Annotated in this window: 18 protein-coding genes and 1 tRNA gene; 12 read left to right on the top strand and 7 right to left on the bottom strand. The window is 64.4% G+C overall.

The features are described 5' to 3' along the window. Positions 1-26: 26 nt before the first annotated feature. A complete protein-coding gene (locus ACRECX_RS07760) occupies positions 27-779 on the bottom strand; it encodes an SDR family NAD(P)-dependent oxidoreductase (protein ID WP_431558252.1) in 753 nt (250 codons plus the stop codon). Positions 780-916: 137 nt separating this feature from the next. Between ACRECX_RS07760 and ACRECX_RS07755 the strand changes: the two genes are divergently transcribed. From ACRECX_RS07755 to ACRECX_RS07735, 5 genes are all read left to right on the top strand, one after another. After that, positions 917-1,504 (top strand): TetR/AcrR family transcriptional regulator, encoded by a 588-nt coding sequence (locus tag ACRECX_RS07755; protein ID WP_431558251.1) that lies wholly within the window; start codon positions 917-919, stop codon positions 1,502-1,504. A gap of 61 nt (positions 1,505-1,565) precedes the next feature. Then, positions 1,566-1,958, top strand: a complete 393-nt coding sequence (locus ACRECX_RS07750) for an SPOR domain-containing protein (RefSeq protein WP_431558250.1) — start codon at positions 1,566-1,568, stop codon at positions 1,956-1,958. A gap of 4 nt (positions 1,959-1,962) precedes the next feature. Then, positions 1,963-2,892, top strand: a complete 930-nt coding sequence (locus ACRECX_RS07745; RefSeq protein ID WP_431558249.1) for a lytic transglycosylase domain-containing protein — start codon at positions 1,963-1,965, stop codon at positions 2,890-2,892. 140 nt (positions 2,893-3,032) lie between these two features. Next, entirely contained in the window at positions 3,033-4,004 is a 972-nt protein-coding gene (locus tag ACRECX_RS07740) for a magnesium transporter CorA family protein (RefSeq protein WP_431558248.1), read from the top strand. A 95-nt stretch (positions 4,005-4,099) separates the two neighbouring features. Beyond that, the gene (locus ACRECX_RS07735; protein WP_431558247.1) at positions 4,100-4,420 is read left to right on the top strand and encodes a hypothetical protein; all 321 of its coding nucleotides are present in this window, start codon (positions 4,100-4,102) and stop codon (positions 4,418-4,420) included. A 35-nt stretch (positions 4,421-4,455) separates the two neighbouring features. Here the strand turns inward: ACRECX_RS07735 and chrA are convergent, their stop codons facing one another. Beyond that, positions 4,456-5,772 (bottom strand): chromate efflux transporter, encoded by a 1,317-nt coding sequence (gene chrA, locus ACRECX_RS07730; RefSeq protein ID WP_431558246.1) that lies wholly within the window; start codon positions 5,770-5,772, stop codon positions 4,456-4,458. A gap of 202 nt (positions 5,773-5,974) precedes the next feature. Between chrA and ACRECX_RS07725 the strand changes: the two genes are divergently transcribed. Continuing rightward, positions 5,975-7,801 (top strand): monovalent cation:proton antiporter-2 (CPA2) family protein, encoded by a 1,827-nt coding sequence (locus tag ACRECX_RS07725; protein WP_431558245.1) that lies wholly within the window; start codon positions 5,975-5,977, stop codon positions 7,799-7,801. Here the strand turns inward: ACRECX_RS07725 and ACRECX_RS07720 are convergent. The 3 genes from ACRECX_RS07720 to ACRECX_RS07710 form a co-directional block, all read right to left on the bottom strand. Then, on the bottom strand, positions 7,761-8,570 hold the full coding sequence (locus ACRECX_RS07720; protein ID WP_431558244.1) for an alpha/beta fold hydrolase: 810 nt from the start codon (positions 8,568-8,570) through the stop codon (positions 7,761-7,763). The genes ACRECX_RS07725 and ACRECX_RS07720 overlap by 41 nt on opposite strands. Positions 8,571-8,727: 157 nt before the next feature. Continuing rightward, positions 8,728-9,621, bottom strand: coding sequence for an RNA polymerase sigma factor RpoH (gene rpoH, locus ACRECX_RS07715; protein ID WP_431558243.1), 894 nt, complete (start codon positions 9,619-9,621; stop codon positions 8,728-8,730). Between the two features lie 112 nt (positions 9,622-9,733). Continuing rightward, positions 9,734-10,750, bottom strand: coding sequence for an RluA family pseudouridine synthase (locus tag ACRECX_RS07710; RefSeq protein WP_431558242.1), 1,017 nt, complete (start codon positions 10,748-10,750; stop codon positions 9,734-9,736). A gap of 15 nt (positions 10,751-10,765) precedes the next feature. Here ACRECX_RS07710 and ACRECX_RS07705 point away from each other — a divergent pair, with 15 nt between their 5' ends. The 4 genes from ACRECX_RS07705 (at position 10,766) to ACRECX_RS07690 (ending at position 13,129) form a co-directional block, all read left to right on the top strand. Continuing rightward, on the top strand, positions 10,766-11,137 hold the full coding sequence (locus tag ACRECX_RS07705) for a DUF6476 family protein (RefSeq protein ID WP_431558241.1): 372 nt from the start codon (positions 10,766-10,768) through the stop codon (positions 11,135-11,137). Positions 11,138-11,192: 55 nt separating this feature from the next. Then, positions 11,193-11,268, top strand: a tRNA-Glu gene (locus tag ACRECX_RS07700). Between the two features lie 236 nt (positions 11,269-11,504). After that, complete coding sequence (locus ACRECX_RS07695; RefSeq protein ID WP_431558240.1) at positions 11,505-12,467, top strand: GIY-YIG nuclease family protein; 963 nt, start codon at positions 11,505-11,507, stop codon at positions 12,465-12,467. A 212-nt stretch (positions 12,468-12,679) separates the two neighbouring features. Then, positions 12,680-13,129, top strand: coding sequence for an ester cyclase (locus ACRECX_RS07690; protein ID WP_431558239.1), 450 nt, complete (start codon positions 12,680-12,682; stop codon positions 13,127-13,129). A 13-nt stretch (positions 13,130-13,142) separates the two neighbouring features. Here ACRECX_RS07690 and ACRECX_RS07685 read toward each other — a convergent pair whose 3' ends face one another. After that, positions 13,143-14,465, bottom strand: coding sequence for a diguanylate cyclase (locus tag ACRECX_RS07685; protein ID WP_431558238.1), 1,323 nt, complete (start codon positions 14,463-14,465; stop codon positions 13,143-13,145). Positions 14,466-14,589: 124 nt separating this feature from the next. Further along, the gene (locus tag ACRECX_RS07680) at positions 14,590-15,408 is read right to left on the bottom strand and encodes a DUF4396 domain-containing protein (RefSeq protein WP_431558237.1); all 819 of its coding nucleotides are present in this window, start codon (positions 15,406-15,408) and stop codon (positions 14,590-14,592) included. A gap of 717 nt (positions 15,409-16,125) precedes the next feature. On the opposite strand from ACRECX_RS07680, the gene ACRECX_RS07675 reads away from it, so the two are divergent. Continuing rightward, positions 16,126-16,533, top strand: a complete 408-nt coding sequence (locus ACRECX_RS07675; RefSeq protein ID WP_431558236.1) for a hypothetical protein — start codon at positions 16,126-16,128, stop codon at positions 16,531-16,533. A 45-nt stretch (positions 16,534-16,578) separates the two neighbouring features. Continuing rightward, complete coding sequence (locus ACRECX_RS07670) at positions 16,579-17,016, top strand: hypothetical protein (RefSeq protein ID WP_431558235.1); 438 nt, start codon at positions 16,579-16,581, stop codon at positions 17,014-17,016. The last annotated feature ends 67 nt before the right edge of the window (positions 17,017-17,083 follow it).

Genomic DNA, 17,083 nt, shown 5'->3' with positions numbered 1-17,083 from the left:
ACCTCCTACTCCGTTCGCCTTGTCTCTTATGCGTTGAACCCGCCATCGACGGTCAAAGTCGTGCCGGTGATGTATGCGGCGCTCGGACCGGCGAGGAATGCCACGGCGGCGGCGACCTCGTCGGCGGTGCCGTAGCGGCCAAGCGCTGTGGCGTTTCTCTGCATATCCGAGAAGTCGCCGTTCGTTGCCGGGTTCATGTCGGTGTCGATCGGACCCGGCTGCACGTTGTTCACCGTGATGCCTCTGGGCCCGAGGTCGCGCGCCCAGCCGCGGGTAAACCCAAGCAGCGCGGCCTTGGTTGCGCTGTAGTCGGCAATGCCGGGGAAAGGCGAACTCTCGCCGGCCACCGAACCGATCGAGATAATGCGCCCGCCTTCGCCCATCAGCGGCGCGGCAGCACGCACAGCCGTGACGACGCCGCCGACATTGACGGCGAATTGCCGCTCGAGGTCGGCAATGTTGTTGGCGCCGTCGTGTACCTGGCCGGTGACGAACACGCCGGCATTGTTGACGAGGATGTCGAGATGGCCGAAGCGATCGACGACAGCCTTGACGAGGCCGCTGACCTGGTTGGGGTCGGCCTGATCCGCCTTGAAGGCGTGGGCACGGACGCCCTTGGCCAAGAGGTCGTTGACCACAGCCTTGGCCTTGTCCGCGGAGGACGAATAGCTGATGGCGACATCGGCGCCGTCGTCGGCGAGGGCCTTGGCGATGGCGGCGCCGATACCGCGCGAGCCGCCGGTAACCAAGGCAACTTTTCCTGCAAGCTTCTTAGACATGGGTCCAATCTCCCGTTTAAGATTATTTAGTGATCGTTACATATGTATGCTGGACCCGCCCTGTCAAGAAGCTTATATAACGATCGCTACAAAGATGGGAGGTGATAGGGATCGAAAAATTGGCAGGAGAACAGCCCGTGGCGATCGGTCGCCCCCGCGCATTCGATACGGATCAGGCACTCGACCGGGCGCTGGAGGTGTTCTGGCGCAAGGGCTTCGAGGGCGCGAGCATTGCCGACCTGACGGCCGCCATGGGCATCAATCCGCCGAGCCTCTATGCCGCCTTCGGCAACAAGGAAGGCCTGTTCTGCAAGGCGCTAGACCGCTACGAGACGAAGCACGCTGCGTTCTGGGCCGAAGCGCTGGGCGCGCCGACGGGTTACGAGGCGGTCGAACGTTTGCTCAAGGGCACCGCCGAGTCGCTCGGCGACAAGCGCAATCCGCCTGGCTGCCTCATAGTGCAGGGGGCACTGTGCGGCGGCGACGACTGCGATTCAGTGAAGAAGGAGCTGGATGCGCGGCGGGATGCGAGCGTGGCGCTCATTCGCGACCGGCTGAAGCGTGCCAAGCGTGACGGCGACTTGCCGGAGGACGCGGATCCCGCAGGCCTCGCCCGGTTTTACGCCACCGTCATCCACGGCATGGCGGTCGAGGCCGCGGGCGGGGCGAGCCGCAAGGAACTTGAGCGCGTCGCCGACATGGCGCTCCGCGCCTGGCCCGCTTGAGTTATATTAGGGAATTCGCCTCACACTTCGTTCAGCTGCTCAACCGACGCGGAGTGCGCCCATGAGGAGAGTGCCCCTCGCAAGTTTCGTACTGATGCTCGCGCTTTTGCCGGCGCTGGCCGAGACGCCGACCGAGGCGGAAGGTCCGCTGTCGCCATGCGTACCCGGCTCGCCGGGCGCGGAAGGCTCGAGCGCGTCAGGTCCGCAATGGGGTGTTGAGATCGCCTCGTCGTTCGACAAGCAAGAGGCGCTCGACGAATTCGCCCAGGCGCAGAAGCAGTATTCCGACATCCTCGGCGATTACAGCCCGATGGTCATCGAGGTGTGCGATCTCAGCATGGGCACTGACCTGCGCTATGCCGTCCGCATCGGACTGGACAGCCGGGACGCTGCCGACGCGCTCTGCAACAAGCTTCAGGCGGCAGGCGGCGCCTGCATCGTCCTGAAGAACTAGCGCCATGCGTCGCGCGCGGGGGCACATCACTCGCGCGGCCTTCCTTGCCGCATGGCTCGTTCTGAGCATGAGCGCGGCGCAGGCGGCAGACGCAGTCGACATTCTCGGCGTCGCCGGCGGCATCAAGGCGGCGGGCCAAGCCGCCGCGGGTCCGCTTCCATTCGTGGAGATCGTCTGCCCGCTGATGCAGCAGCAGGCCGAGGCGCGCGGCCTGCCGCCCATGCCGTTTGTGCGATTGATCTGGCGGGAGAGCCGCTTCAACCCGAACGCGGTCAGCCCCAAGGGCGCGCAAGGCATCGCCCAGTTCATGCCCGGCACGGCAGAAGATCGCGGCCTCGCCGATCCGTTCGAGCCGAAATCGGCCATCGTGCATTCGGCGAGCCTGCTCGCCGACCTCAACAAAGAGTTCGGCAATTTCGGACTGGCGGCGGCGGCCTATAACGCCGGCGAGGAGCGCGTGCGGAGCTGGCTCGCCGGCACCAGCGGGCTTCCCGGCGAAACGCGCGCCTATGTGATCTTCGTCACGGGTCGCGCGGCCGAGGAGTGGAAGCTGCCGGAAACCGAGCTGCCGGAGTCGCTCAAGACCGAGGGCGATACAGTGCAGGAGTCGTGCAAGAAGCTCGCGCCGCTCGTGGTGCGCGCGGTGTACGAGACCGAGCCGCTCACCGCGAGCGGCGCCTGGCGGCCGTGGGGCGCGCATGTGTCGAGCGCCTTCTCCAAGGCCAAGGCGCTCGCCATGTTCGCGCGCATCAGGCGCGAGCATGTGTCGGTCCTCGCGGATCGCGAGCCGTTCGTGCAGCCGCAGCGCAATCTCAGCCGCGGGCGCCGCGCGCTCTATCAGGTGCAGATCGGCGCGGACAGCCGTAAGGACGCTACCGAGATTTGCGCCGCGCTGCGCAAGGCAGGGGGCGCCTGCATTGTGCAGAAGAATTGAACGGCTGCCGGGGAGGCGGCCGCTCGCTCGGGAGCTTGGTAGGGCCCCGGATAGGCCCTGCGGAGTGTGTCTACAATGTCTCACCTTGGACACGTGCCCCTTGTTATAAGGGGCTTCCGAGATCCGGTCAGGGACGGTCGATGCTCACCATCTACGAATTTCGCGCGGGCGCGCTGAAGCCCCAGACCGGCCTGCCGCGGATCACCGACGAGGCGGTGTGGATCGACCTGCTCAACCCCACGGCGGACGAAGAGGAGAAGGTCGAGAAATCGCTGAAATTCAACGTACCGACCCGGGAGGAGCAGCAAGAGATCGAGATGTCGAGCCGTCTCTATCAGGAGAACGGCGCGCATTTCATGACGGCAACGCTGGTCTATCAGGGCGAGGACGGGGAGGCCAAGACGACGCCGGTCAGCTTCATCCTTGCCGGCACGCGGCTCGTCACCGTGCGCTACGCCGAACCGCGGGCGTTCGGGATCTTCGCCGCCCGCTGCAACCGGCAGGAGCCGGACCTCGGCAAAGGGACTGTCGTGCTGATCGGCTTGCTCGACACGATCGTCGATCGGCTGGCCGACTTCATCGAGCGCATCCAAATCGAGGTGGAGAAACTGTCTCATTCCGTGTTCGCGGTCAGAGGGGCCGCCGCGTCCCGGCAGCGCAGCTTCGATGAACTGCTGCGGTCCATTGGGCGCGAAGGGGAGGTCACCTCGAAGGCCCGGGAGAGCGCTCATTCGCTCGGACGCCTGATCGCATTCCTGGCCTACACGGTCAACGAACGCAAAGAAGGCAAACCGTTGCAGGCCCGCGTCCGTGCCGCCGCCCGCGACGTGAACTCGCTCACCGACCACGCCACGTTCCTGTCGGGCAAGATCATCTTCCTGCTCGACGCGACCCTTGGCATGATCCAGATCCAGCAGAACGACATCATCAAGATCTTTTCAGTGGCGGCGGTGGTGTTCCTGCCCCCGACCTTGATTGCCTCGATCTACGGCATGAATTTTCACGTCATGCCGGAGCTCGACTGGCTGTTCGGCTATCCGTTCGCCCTGGGATTGATGGTCGCCTTCGCGGTGCTGCCTTACATTTATTTCAAACGCAAAGGTTGGCTCTAGTCTTGGGGGGTTGCGCGGCTGGCCCCCAGCCGCCACATTGTCGGCTTACAAGTATTAGCGCGGGATAACATCAAAACCCTCGGTAAGGAGGAACAATGACCCGACTGATCGTTTCCGGCTTCGTTGCGGCGTTTTTCGCGGCGGCCATGTTCTTGCCTTTGCCTGCCTCGGCAGGACCCATGGGGCTCACCGACCACACGACCGACGCGTCGCTTGTGCAAGAAGCGGGCTATTACAAGAAGCGACGTTGGTGGCGCAGCAACGGCTATGAGACCGACGTCGATGCGCCGACCACGTCTGTGCGCACGAACGACGCCTATACGGACGTCGATGCGCCATTCGCCAAGGTCCGCAAGAGCCCGGGCGGCACCTGGGTGCGGGCGCCGTTCGTAAATCTGTGGGTGCCGCGCGACTAGCTTTCGCGCTGCCGGTTTCATGTGAAGCGCGGGCTTTAGCCCGCGCTTTGCGCGAGTGAGACCGCAAGCGCTGCTGCGGCGGAGATCGTCAATGTGGTCACGATGCCGAGGCGGAAGCCTAGCAACAGGATCGCGGCAAGGCAGGCGAGTAGGGCGGCTTCGACGTTGAAGGTTGCGAAGTCCGGCATCCAGATGCGCAGCGGGCCATGCCACTCGGCCTCAACCCGGCCGAAGATCACGTGCAGCGCGAACCAAAGGCTCAGATTCAGAATTACACCGACCACCGCCGCCGTGACGCCGCGGAGCGTGCCGGCGAGCTTGGCGTTCGACGCCAGGCGCTCGATATAAGGCGCGCCGACGAAGATCCAGAGGAAGCAAGGGGCGAAGGTCGCCCACAAGGTGACCGCGGCGCCCAATAGCCCGAACGCCAGTTGTGGTTCCCCGCCGTGGCGGTAGCCGGCGAGAAAGCCCACGAACTCGGTGACGAGGATCAGCGGGCCAGGCGTGGTTTCGGCGAGGCCGAGCCCGTCCAGCATCTCGCCCGCGCTCAGCCAGCCATAGGTCTCGACCGCCTGCTGCGCCATGTAGGCCAGCACCGAGTAGGCGCCGCCGAACGTCACCACGGCGAGCTTCGAGAAGAACAAGGCGATGTCGGTGGTGACATGATCGCGTCCGAACCATGCGCTCACGGTAAGTAGCGGCAGGATCCAGATGGCGAGCCACAGGGCAGCAGTGCGGACGGTTTGCGACAGCGGTACCGGAACCGGAGGCGTGCTAAGTGGCGGGGGCACCGGCACGGGAAAGATAAGCGCAAGCAAGAAGCCGGCGAGGGCGGCGCCGGCGATGATCAGGGGAAAGGGCGCGTCGAGAAAGAAGATGGCGAAGAAGGCAGAGGCCGCGATCGCCCAATCGTAACCGCGATGCAGCGCACGCCGGGCGACCTTCAGCAGGGCTTCAATAACGATGACGAGGACCGCGGCCTTGATGCCGACAAACGCCGCCTCGACCAGGGGCACTTGGCCGAACAGGGCATAGGCGATGCTGAGGGCAAGCACGACGAGAGCGCCGGGCAGCACGAATAGGAGTCCGGCGGCAAGGCCGCCTAACGTACCGTGCAGCCGCCAGCCGACATAGGTCGCAAGCTGCATTGCCTCCGGCCCCGGCAGCAGCATGCAGAAATTGAGCGCGTGCAGAAACCGCTCCGGCCCGATCCAGCCGCGTTCCTCGACGAGGACGCGGTGCATCAGCGCGATTTGTCCGGCGGGACCGCCGAACGACGTCACGCCGATTTTGGCCCAGACGGACAGGGCTTCGCGGAAGGTGGGCTCAGGCGAATGATGGATTGTACCCATAGCAGCTCACTCCGTTGCGCAGGCAACGAGCCTGACGGAGCGGCGCTTGGGCAAAGGCCTCACGGGGCGGCCGCGTGGCCCCGATAGAACCGATACTAGGACTTCAGCAGGACGTCGGCAATTGCCGCAATTTAACCCGCGCGGCTCTGATTGATGCGCTAGACTTTTTGCAAGCACCGGGGGCGGGGAGACCTAAGGCAACATGGCTACGGCGCAGTTGATACAGGTGGCGGTGTTTCTGGCCGCCGCCGCCATTGCTGCGCCGTTCGGCCGCTTCTTTCGCATCGGCGCGGTGCTCGGTTATCTCGCCGCCGGCGTCGTCATCGGTCCCTATGTGCTCGGGCCTCTCTATGCGCTCGACGATGTCGACAAAGTCCTCCATTTCGGCGAGTTCGGCGTGGTGCTGCTGCTGTTCGTGATCGGGCTCGAGCTGCGCCCGGTCCGGCTATGGTCCATGCGCTCGGCCATTTTCGGCTTGGGCGCGGCGCAGCTCGTCGCCACGGCCGTGGTGCTGGCGGCGATCGGCCTCGGCCTCGGGCTAGCCACTGGCGAGGCGCTGTTCATCGGGCTCGCGCTGTCGCTCTCCTCCACGGCGTTCGCACTCCAAGTGATGGAGGAGAAAGGCGAACTCACCACGCGCCACGGCCGCCTCGCGTTCTCGGTGCTCCTGTTCCAGGACCTTGCTGCCATTCCGCTCATCGCGCTGGTGCCGCTATTCGCGCTGGGGGGCGACGAGCCGAGCATGGATCTTGGCAGCGCCGGCATAGCGATCATCACGATCGTCGCGGTCATCGGGGTCGGCCGCTTCCTGTTGAGCCGGCTCTACCGGGTCGTCGCCGCCACCGGCGTGCGCGAGGCGATGACCGCAAGCGCGCTCCTCACCGTGGTTGGCGTGGCGATAGTCATGGAGGCGGTGGGGCTCTCGGCCGCGCTCGGCTCGTTCATCGCCGGCGCTCTGCTTGCCGACTCCGAATATCGCCATCAGATCGAGGCGGATATCCAGCCGTTCGAGGGACTCCTGCTGGCGGTGTTCTTCATCGCCGTGGGCATGTCTATCGACCTTTCGGTGCTCGGCGCCCGGCCGGCCGATCTGCTCGTGATCGTCGCCGGCTTGGTGATCATCAAGGCGGCGATCCTGTTCCTTCTCGGACGCCGGTGGGGCATGGACAACCGCGCGGCGCGGCGTCTCGGCCTCGTCCTCAGTCAAGGCGGCGAATTCGCCTTCGTGCTGTTCGCGGTCGGCGTGGCCGATGGCGTGATTGGGCGTGACACGCAGGCCTTGCTGACCTTGGCCGTGACCTTGTCGATGGCGATGACGCCGCTGCTTCTCCTCATCGACGACGCCATATTGCGCGCAACCAAGCCCGAGCCGCCGGACTACGAAATACCTCCGGAAGGAGAGCGGCACGTGATCATCGCCGGGTTCGGCCGCTTCGGGCAGATCGTTGCCCGCGTGCTGCGCGCGCGGCACATTCCCTTCACCGCGCTCGACTCGAGCATCACCCAGGTCGACTTCGTCAAGCGATTCGGCGCCAATATCTATTATGGCGACGCCGGCAGGCTCGACATCCTGCGGGCGGCGGGGGCCCAGAAGGCGCAAGCCTTCGTGCTCGCCATCGACGAGGTGGACGCGTCGCTGCGGGTCGCCGAGATGGTGCGGATGCACTTTCCGGATCTGCCGATCTATGCGCGGGCGCGCGACCGAACCCACGTACACAAGCTGATGGACCTCGGCGTCACCATCATCGAGCGCGAGACGTTCCTCGCGGCGCTCGAGCTGACCAAGGAGTTGCTGCGTGGCCTCGGGTTCAAGGACCCGGAGGTCAAGCGCTTGACGGAGACGTTCAAGCGCCTCGACGAGAAGCGCCTCTACGACGACTATCAGTACTACACGGATGTGGAGAAGGTCCGCGCCAACGCGCAGTCCCAGGCGAAGGAGCTCGAAGAATTGTTCGCCAAGGATATGGAAGAGCTGCCGGGGGACGGCGCTAGCGGTGGGCGGCCAGATGATCGAGGATCATCCGGTTGAGCTCCGCTGGGTGGGTGAACGGGCTCATGTGGCCCGCGCCCTTCAGCGTCTCGACCTTGGCGTTGGGTAGCGTCCCGCCCAGCAGCTCGATAACGGCGCGGGCCGGCGCCCGCGTCTTGGCGCCGACGATCAGCAAGGTCGGCGCGGCGATCTCGGCGTAGTCTGAAAGCGTCGTCTGGGCGTCGAGGGCGATGGAGAACTCGAGCGCGACCTTCGGGATCGTGGCGGCGATGGCGTTCTTGAAGCGCTCCGGCGACAGCCACCAGCGCCAGCGGCCGAGCCAATAGCTCATGAAGGCGGCGGCCGCCTTGCGGTCATCCCCCTTGGCGACAGGGTCGAGCACGGCGAGGCCGAGCTGTTCGACCTCTTTCCATTCCGGGCGGTCGTCGATGCGCAGAAGGTGAAAGGCGACGGGTTCCACCAGGGTGAGGCTCTTGACCCTTTTGCCGAGTTTGCGCGCCGCTTCGAGCGCCAGCGCCGCGCCATAGGAATGACCGACGAAATGCAGCGGGCCCCTGGTCTTCTTGGCGAGAGCGAGAAGCACGTCGACGTCGGCCGCAATGCTGAACGGCTTGTCGATAGGCCAGGGATCGGACTGGCCGTAGCCGATGAGATCGGGGGCGAGCACCCGCCAGTCGCCCTTCAGGTCCTCGATCAGCGGCAGCCATTCCTTGTGGGAGGCACTCGAGCAATGGCCCAGCATCACACAAGGGCCCTTGCCCTCGTCGAAATAGGCGATTTCGACGCCGCCGACAGAGAGATGTTTCATGACCCTCTACCCCCTGTTCCAATGGACTCGTCATGCTCGGACTTGATCCGGGCATCCCTGCCGTTACCTCTCAGCAGGATGAGACGCCAGTGGAATGGATTGCCGGGTCAAGCCGGGCAATGACGAATCCATCAGATGCGGAACCCAGAGGAAAGCCCTACGCGGCTGGCTCGGGCTGGCGCTCGGCCGATTTGGCGGCCTTCTGCACCGCCTTCTGCACCTTTTCGAAGGCGCGCACTTCGATCTGGCGAATGCGCTCGCGCGAGACGCCGAACTCGGCGGAAAGCTCTTCCAAGGTCAACGGCTCCTCGGCGAGGCGGCGCGCCTCGAACACGCGGCGCTCGCGCTCGTTCAGACCTTCCAGGGCCTGATGCAACATGTCGCGGCGCTGGTCGCGCTCCTCGGACTCGGCGAGCGCCGTCTCCTGGTCGACGCTGTCGTCGACCAACCAGTCCATCCACTCGCCGCTTTCCGCGTCGTTGCGCACCGGTGCGTTGAGCGATGAGTCACCGGCAAGCCGCCGGTTCATCGACACGACGTCTTCTTCGCTGACACCGAGACGCGTCGCGATCAGCTTTACCTGATCGGGACGGAGATCGCCTTCCTCGAGCGCCTTGAGCTGGCCCTTGATCTTGCGCAGGTTGAAGAACAGCTTCTTCTGCGCCGCCGTGGTACCCATCTTCACCAGGCTCCACGAACGTAAAATGTATTCCTGGATCGCCGCCCTGATCCACCACATGGCATAGGTGGCGAGGCGGAAGCCCTTGTCGGGGTCGAAGCGCTTCACCGCCTGCATCAAGCCGACATTGCCTTCGGAAATGACCTCGCCCACGGGCAGGCCATAGCCGCGATAGCCCATGGCGATGCGCGCCACGAGTCGCAGATGCGAGGTGACGAGTTGGTGCGCGGCGTCGCGGTCACCATGCTCGCGCCAACTCTTGGCGAGCATGTACTCCTCCTGCGGTTCCAACATGGGGAACTGCCGGATCTCTTCGAGGTAACGCGTGAGTCCGCCGTGCGCACTCACACTCGGTAAACTTCTGGCGGCCATGAGAGCCCGTCTCCCGCGACCTCGACCGGCCGCGCTCTTCCCGTTTCAACCGTCCCCCCGGCGACCTTCCTCTATAGAACTTTTGCCATAGGGGTGAAAGCCTGGGACCTCATCACAGTTCCGCGAGTGTATGCACGATCTCGGCGAGATCGTCAGGTAGCGGACTATTAAATTCTAGTAAGGTGCCGGTCACGGGGTGGAGGAACGCAAGTCTTTCTGCATGAAGGGCTTGCCGGTTAAGCTTGGCGAGCGTCGCCTGGGCGCCCTGTGGAAGCTTCTTCAGCTTTGACTTAAATCCGCTGCCGTAGAGCGAATCACCGATGAGCGGGTGCCCAATATGGGCCAGATGCACGCGCACCTGGTGGGTGCGTCCGGTCTCGAGCCGGCATGCGAGCAGGGAGGCGACGGCACCGTTCTTGCTGCGGCCGTAGGTCTCCACCACGCGCCAGCTTGTGACCGCTCGGCGTCCTTTGTCCTCCGGCAGCACCGCCATCTTGGTGCGGCTCGTCGGGTGACGCCCGACCGGCGCATCGACGCGCCCATGGGGCTTGCGCGGTACGCCCCAGACAAGCGCGAGGTAGCCGCGCTCCAGTTCGCCGGTGCGCCCGTGGTCGGCAAACTGCGCGGCGAGCCCGCGATGCGCCTGATCAGTCTTGGCCACGACCATCAGACCGCTCGTGTCCTTGTCGAGGCGGTGGACGATGCCGGGCCGCGCCACGCCGCCGATGCCCGAGAGACTCTTGCCGCAATGAGCGATGAGCGCGTTGACGAGCGTACCGGCCGGCTGGCCCGCACCCGGATGCACGACGAGGCCCGCCGGCTTGTCGATGACGATCAGGGCGTCGTCCTCGTAGACCACGTTGAGCGGAATGGCCTCGGGCTTGAGCGCCGTCTCGGCGGCGGCGGGGACGGTGATCTCGAAGCGCTCGCCCGGTTTGACCCTATATGTCACGTCCTCTATGGTCGCGCCGCCCGAAGCGACCCGGCCGTCTTTGATCAGGGCCTGCACGCGGGTGCGGCTCAGTTGCGGCAGGCTCTCGCTCAGGAAGCGGTCGAGCCGCAGGCCGGCGTGGCTCTCGCCTGCTTCGGCCGTGAGGCTCTCGATGTGTGGCTGTGGCGATCGCGGCATGAGGTGTTCTAGACGATGGCGGTGACGCGCGAGCCTGACAATACGCCCTTGCCGGGGACGGTGTTCACCCCGCGGCAGGTGCGGGTGCTCAAGATCGCCGTCATCGTCATGGGGGTCCTGCTCGTCGGCGGCTTTGCCTTCGTGCTCGCGACCATCGTCTACCAGGCCTCGAGGGTGGGCCAGAACGAAGGCGCGGCGCCCGCCCCCGCGGCTCAAATCACGAGCGAGACGGAACTTGCTATTCCCCAGGGCGCGACCGTCACCGCCTTGGACCTTGATGGCGACCGGCTCGCCCTCCATCTAACCACGAGCGCCGGGCCGGAGATCGCCGTCATCGACCTCAAGACCGGCAAGATCGTTTCGCGCATCAAGCTCAAGCCGAATTAGCCTTGATCCGTTTCGCGGGCCCACGTTATAGCTGTGGGCCTGTCTTGAGCCCAACGCCCCGTTCGTCTAGTGGCCTAGGACGCTGGCCTCTCACGCCGGAAACAGGGGTTCGAAACCCCTACGGGGCGCCAACAGCTTTAAAAATCAAGCAGTTAAACTCAATTCGCCAAAACTACCAACGGGGTGCCCGCTATGTGGGCCGTGTCAGGAGGGCGTTGGCAAGCATTGGTCATCGTCGAGTCAAACCGTTCGCGAACGCAGCGATGAAACCTTCCGCTATATTCACTGACTTCAATGCGAGCAGCTCAAGGGCCTCGATGTCGAGCGAAATAGGCTTTGTCGAGCTCGGCGCCTCAGAGGTCATGGCATGACCTCGCCAGGACGTTCGGTCCGGCTCTTCTTGGTTGATGGGACGCCTTCCGGCCTGACGACGGCCGAGATTATGAACTGGACCGGACATGTCCTCGCCGGGTCGCGAAGTGCCCTGCCCACCTTTCTGCGGCGTCCGGAACTCGACCGAACCGGCGTCTATTTTCTCGTATGCCCCGATCCGCGAGACCCCGACATCCTGCAACTTTACATTGGCGAGTGCGACAATGTGCGAAAGCGCCTGATTCAGCACAGCAGGGACACTAGCAAGGATTTTTGGGAACGGACCTGCGTCGTGACCAGTAAGGATCAAAACATCACCAAGGCGCACGCGCGATACCTTGAGGCCCGGCTAATTGCCATTGCGAATGGTGTCGGCACCGCTGATGTCGTCAATGGAACTGAGCCTCCGCCGTCTGCCCTGCCCGACGCCGACGCTTCGGACATGGAGTTCTTTGTAGATCAGCTTCGATTGATCCTTCCAGTGCTCGGGTTCGATTTCCTCCGTGAGCATAAGATTGCGGCGCGGAAGACGATGGGCTCGGCAGGAACGACTGGAGACGCCGAATCCGGACCCCTATTCCGTCTGACGAGCAAGAAGCACGGGATCGAGGCTCAGGCACGCGAGATAGATGGCGAATTTGTGGTTCTTGCAGGGTCTGCCGCGGTAGGCGAATGGTCGAGCAACTCAGACCACACTTATTCGAAGCGGCATGCGCAGCTTATCAAACTGGGCAAGCTCATGCCCGGAAGCAATGGCCAGCTGCGCTTCGCAGAGGATGTTGGGTTCCGTAGCCCGAGCGCTGCGTCGGCCGTAATTCTCGGGCGTCCGGACAACGGCAGGACCTCATGGAGGGTCAGTGGATCAAATCAGACTTATGGAGACTGGCAGTCGGAGCAGGTGGCCAAGATCTCCTCTGTAGCGTCGGCTGTCCGCGACGCCGTCGAGGACGAAGCATAGAGTTCACAAAGAGACCTAGCAAAACGGGCGCCACTTTCCGCCTTAACCTTTCAGCAAGAACTCGGCCGATAGCCTTTGCGGGCTAACCGAACGGGAAGTTAACAACCGGAAGGGCGTTTTGGCCCGGCCAGGAATGGGCTCCTGGTCGGGCTTTTCTTTGCCATCAGCCTTTCTGCGCGTTACGTGAGCGAAACTTGGCAAGAGGGATAGCCATGACTGACGCGGCGACATTAGCGGCGAACCGGCTGATCGGGCGACGGGTGCTTCTTGAGCTATGGGGCGCTGGTAAGCTCGAGGTCGCCGACGAGCTCTATGCGCCGGACTATGTCGACCACGTCGGCCGCGGACCAGAGGCCTCGCGCGTGGTCGGCCCCGAGGGCATCAAACAGGCGGTCACGCTGTTCCGCAGCGCCTTCCCGGATCTCACCTACACGGTCAAGGAGCAGATGGCCGAGCGCGACCTGGTGTGTACCCGCTTCGCGGCGCAAGGGACCTTCAAGGGGCCGTTCCTCGGCGCGGCGCCGACGGGCGAGGTCGTGCGCTACACCGGCATGGACCTGAACCGCATCAGAGGTGGCAAGATCGTGGAGTCGTGGGTGAACTACGACGCGCTGGCGCTGCTTCAGCAGGTCGGCCTGGTGCCGCCGGTGAAAGGCATCTGAGGCCGGCCAGCCGCTAATGCATCGCGACGCCGCGGGCCGAAGGGCGTTTGCTCGCGACCATGCGGCGGCGATCCCAGAGGTCGTTGGCGAGCGCGCATTCCACCCGCTCATGCGGAGCGATCGATTCGATCGCGGCCACGACGTTCTGATATTCCTTCAGCGCATCGTCGGTGGCGTCGCCGGCGCGGAACGCGGCGCGGCGATCGAGAACCTCCCGCCACCAATCGCTCTCGCCCTCCTTTGGCGCCGGGATGCCGGCCAAGGCCAGCCGCTGCGTGATGAGTTGGGCGGCCGCTTCGTCGCTCGCGCCGGAGGCGATCAAGAGATCGACGATGGCAAAGATTCGCGCATAGAGCGCGGGGCCGGGAGGCGCGCCTTTCCGCCGGTCCTTGACGTTGGGAGAGGGCGTGGTGAGGAGCCGGGCCAGGCTTACGCCAAGGCGCGGGCGCCGGCTCATCCAGGAATCCGTCGGCGTCGTCGCCACGCGGTCGCGCCCTTCCTGCTTGGCGCGGTAAAGGGCGAGATCGGCGCGCTTGATCAGGTCGTCGACCGTGTCGCCGGTCCGCAGTTCGCCGACGCCGAGGCTGCAGGTGACGCGGATGGTCCAGTCGGCGGTCTCGAGTTTCACGTCGGCCAGACGCCGGTGCAGCTCTTCGGCTGCGGCGACGGCTGCGGCGAGATCGTAGCCCTTGAGGAGGACGGCGAATTCGTCGCCGCCGATGCGTCCCGCCGGCGCGCCGCTCGCGCCGACGACGTCGGCCACTTCGCGGATAGCCTGATCGCCGAGGACGTGTCCGTAGTGGTCGTTGATGGCCCGGAAGTTGTCGATGTCGATGGCAACGACCGACAGCACGTCGCGGGTGCCCACCTCACGGCACGCAAAAGTCACCGTGTCGAGAAAGGCCGCACGGCTCATCAGCCCGGAAAGCTGGTCGATGGTGGCCGCGCGCGCCAACTCGCGCTCCAAGGTAAGCATCCGCTCGGCGACGCGCAGCTTCTGACAGAGCTCGTCGGTGGCCGGCGGTGCGTCGATGACACTGTCGGCGCCGCAGTCGAGCGCCAAAGACATGTCGGCGAGACCGCGCGGCGACATGAGCAGGACATAGAGCGTCCGGTTGTCGCCGGCCAGTTGCCGCGCCTCGCGGCATAGCTGTTTGGCGGCGGCAGGGCTCGGCGGTGCGCTCGCAATCAAGGCGTCGATGCCGGCGTCGGCCTCGATGCGCATCAGCGCCTCGTCGGCATCGGTGAAAGCAATGATCTCGTGGCCCTGCGCGCCGAGGAGGCTCAGGGTGGACTCCTGCGCCTCGTGGAATGGATCGACGAGTGCAATACGCATGACTGGCTCCTGTACCGACAAGAGAGCCGCGCATTCTACGAGTTGAGGTCTTAAGGTTGGTTAAGGGGGTGGCCCAGCCCGAGTAGACCCTACTGTACCGTTCGAGCGCCGTCCCGCGCGGCTCCTAATGGCCCGGGCCGAAGGCGAGCGCGATAGCCACGCCGGCGCCGAGCACGGCGAACGAGACCAGGGCCATGACCCAGACCGGCGGGTTTGGAGCATGGATGGCCGATCCGCTTCCCGCGGCCATGGTCATTTTCTCCTTCATCCCGGGCGTGGCGCTCGGCGCTCCTTTCGGGCGCACGGTCAGCATGCCGTGCTTGAGATGGTGCGCGACGAGCCACCAGTTCATCGGGTAGGCGAAGGCGGCACCCACCATGAGGGCGAGCGACATGCGGAACCAGAACAGCGGATGCGCCGGGTCGTGCGCGCCCGGATCGTCGGCAAAGGCGAGATTCGCCACCGGAATCATGCCGCCCATCAGACAGTTCATGGACAGAAGCTCGGAGGTGAAGGTGCCTTTGAGTGCGCGGACGTAGGAGCCGAACATCTCGCCCATGAACAGCGCCTGGAAGATGGTCCAGCCGAAGGCGAAGCCGAGCACGTATTCAAGCGCGATCTCGGCGAGGATCGACAGCGAGACCAACGCGCCGATCACCGCCCCGACAAGAATGCCGATGCCGTCGCCGGCGACGCAGTGCATGGTCGAACCGAGCGCCTGACGCCAGCGCGCCGCAACATACTGCTCGTGCAGACCGGGCAGGGGCTCGCGGCAGCCGAGCACGTAGAGAAACGCGCCGAACGGCCCCGAATAGGCCGTGAACAAGACGAAGGCCCATTTCATTACCGGGTGCTCGGGGGTAGTGCGGATATCGATAGCGACGAACGCGACCGAGAGCGCGGTCAGGAAGAACCACAAAAGCATCACGCCATCGATCACCATAAGTACCCCCCGTTCCCGTCGAATCGCGTCGAATCGCTGCGATCCTCTCCATCGAATCGCTCGATTTCGGCCAGTTTAACGGGGCGGGCGCTCGCTGAAACCCGTCTTTGCGAGCGTGGGCGAATAGCCAAAGATTGCTCATATTTTGGGCAGCGGGTCGCTGCAAATGCCAAAGGCGGTGCCAAAAGTCTAGCGGCTGTTGCCGCGCTGCTCTATCGGCGCCCAATCATTCGGCGTAGGCTAAAGCCAGTCTTGCGAATCACTTTTTTGCGGTGCAGCATTCTCGGCGTAGGGGTTGGTCAAGGCGTTAGCGGCGTTGCCCAGCCCCTCACACCGTAGATTGGGACGTCGAAATGAGACGCAAAAGCACCGACTTAGGGGCACTGTGCCGCAGGGTGTTAACCTTGCATGAAACTTGCAAGTGCCATACTTAAGTTCGTCGAGCAGTCAGGTTCGTGTTGCGTTGCAACATCGTGCCGGATGCCGTCCAAAGGCAAGTTCCAGCCGGTCTAGGGAGATTGAGGGAGGTATTCGGGTCCTAAAAGGGACCGCCAAGGAGTGGTGTTAGAGCAACCTTTTTAAGAGGGGGCCACAATGCCTATGACTCTTAGCCTGGCCGTGATGGCTAGCCTGCTCCTCCCTGTGCAAGCTGTGAAGCAGCCGCCGACGGCACCACCTCGCAAACTCAACGCCAATCTAGAGCGGGGGGCCTGAGCCATGCCAGTCCCCATGCCAGCTGCCGTCGTGCTGATTGTCTGCAAGACGGTCATCTCCGGACCGGAAGATCCCAATGCCGCCGACACCGGCTATGAGAACCGCGCCTGGGCCATGGAACATTCCATGATGGTGTGCCGGAGGCAGGAGGTTCAGCTGTTCGATCAGGCCGAAGCCTTGGGCGCCGATGCGCAAGGCTTCAACATGCAGCGGTGTCAGCGGTCGGGCATCATGCTGGGCTCGGCGTGGGACGCCGGGCACAGGACATCGAACTATCGCTTCTGGCGGGTCGCCTGTCCGGTGCCCATTGTCCGCAGGAATCCTGACGGCTCGGAGGATATCATCGCCTGGAAGCTGCCGGATTGCGGGCACCGGGATACGGTGCGCTGCGAGGTCGATACGGAGATCTAGTGCGCAAATCGTGCTAGACTCCGCTGTCGAGCGGAGGATTTGGCGATGCCACTCTGGTCGAGAGTTGCGGCTGGGCTTGCCCTTGCCATCGCCCTGCTCGGGTTTGCGGGCTTCAAGGCCTATTCCGAGAAGCTCGGCCCGATCATCCAGGCGTACGGCACGACCTATTACCATGGCGAGGGCCCGCCCTCGGTACCGATCCCATGCAAATCCGAGAACGAGATTCTCGCGGCCATTGTCGACGTCCACGCCAAATACGACTACCTCGAGGGTGCGGAACTCGAAGCCTTCGAGCAGCGCGCCGCCTATCTAAGAGGCCTACCCCCGCTCGGCGCCGACAAGCTCTACATCGTCACGGAGGACGATCAACTCCGCGACGGGAACACGGTGCTGTTTATCGGACTGAGGTCGAATTGTGTGAGCACGGTGTTTAGCTTCCCGACGCGGCTCTATCGGGAGCTAACCGTCTCCCCGAGGGCTTAAGAGGGGCGGGGCGCCACGCCACGGGGGGTTGCCCGGGCACCCATTGTGCCTCACCCTCCACATGGAT

The organism is Methyloceanibacter sp. (genome assembly GCF_050726195.1).
Taxonomy (GTDB): Bacteria; Pseudomonadota; Alphaproteobacteria; order Rhizobiales; family Methyloligellaceae; genus Methyloceanibacter.
Note: the sequence above shows the minus strand (reverse complement) of the source record. Positions and strands in the feature narration are given on the sequence as shown.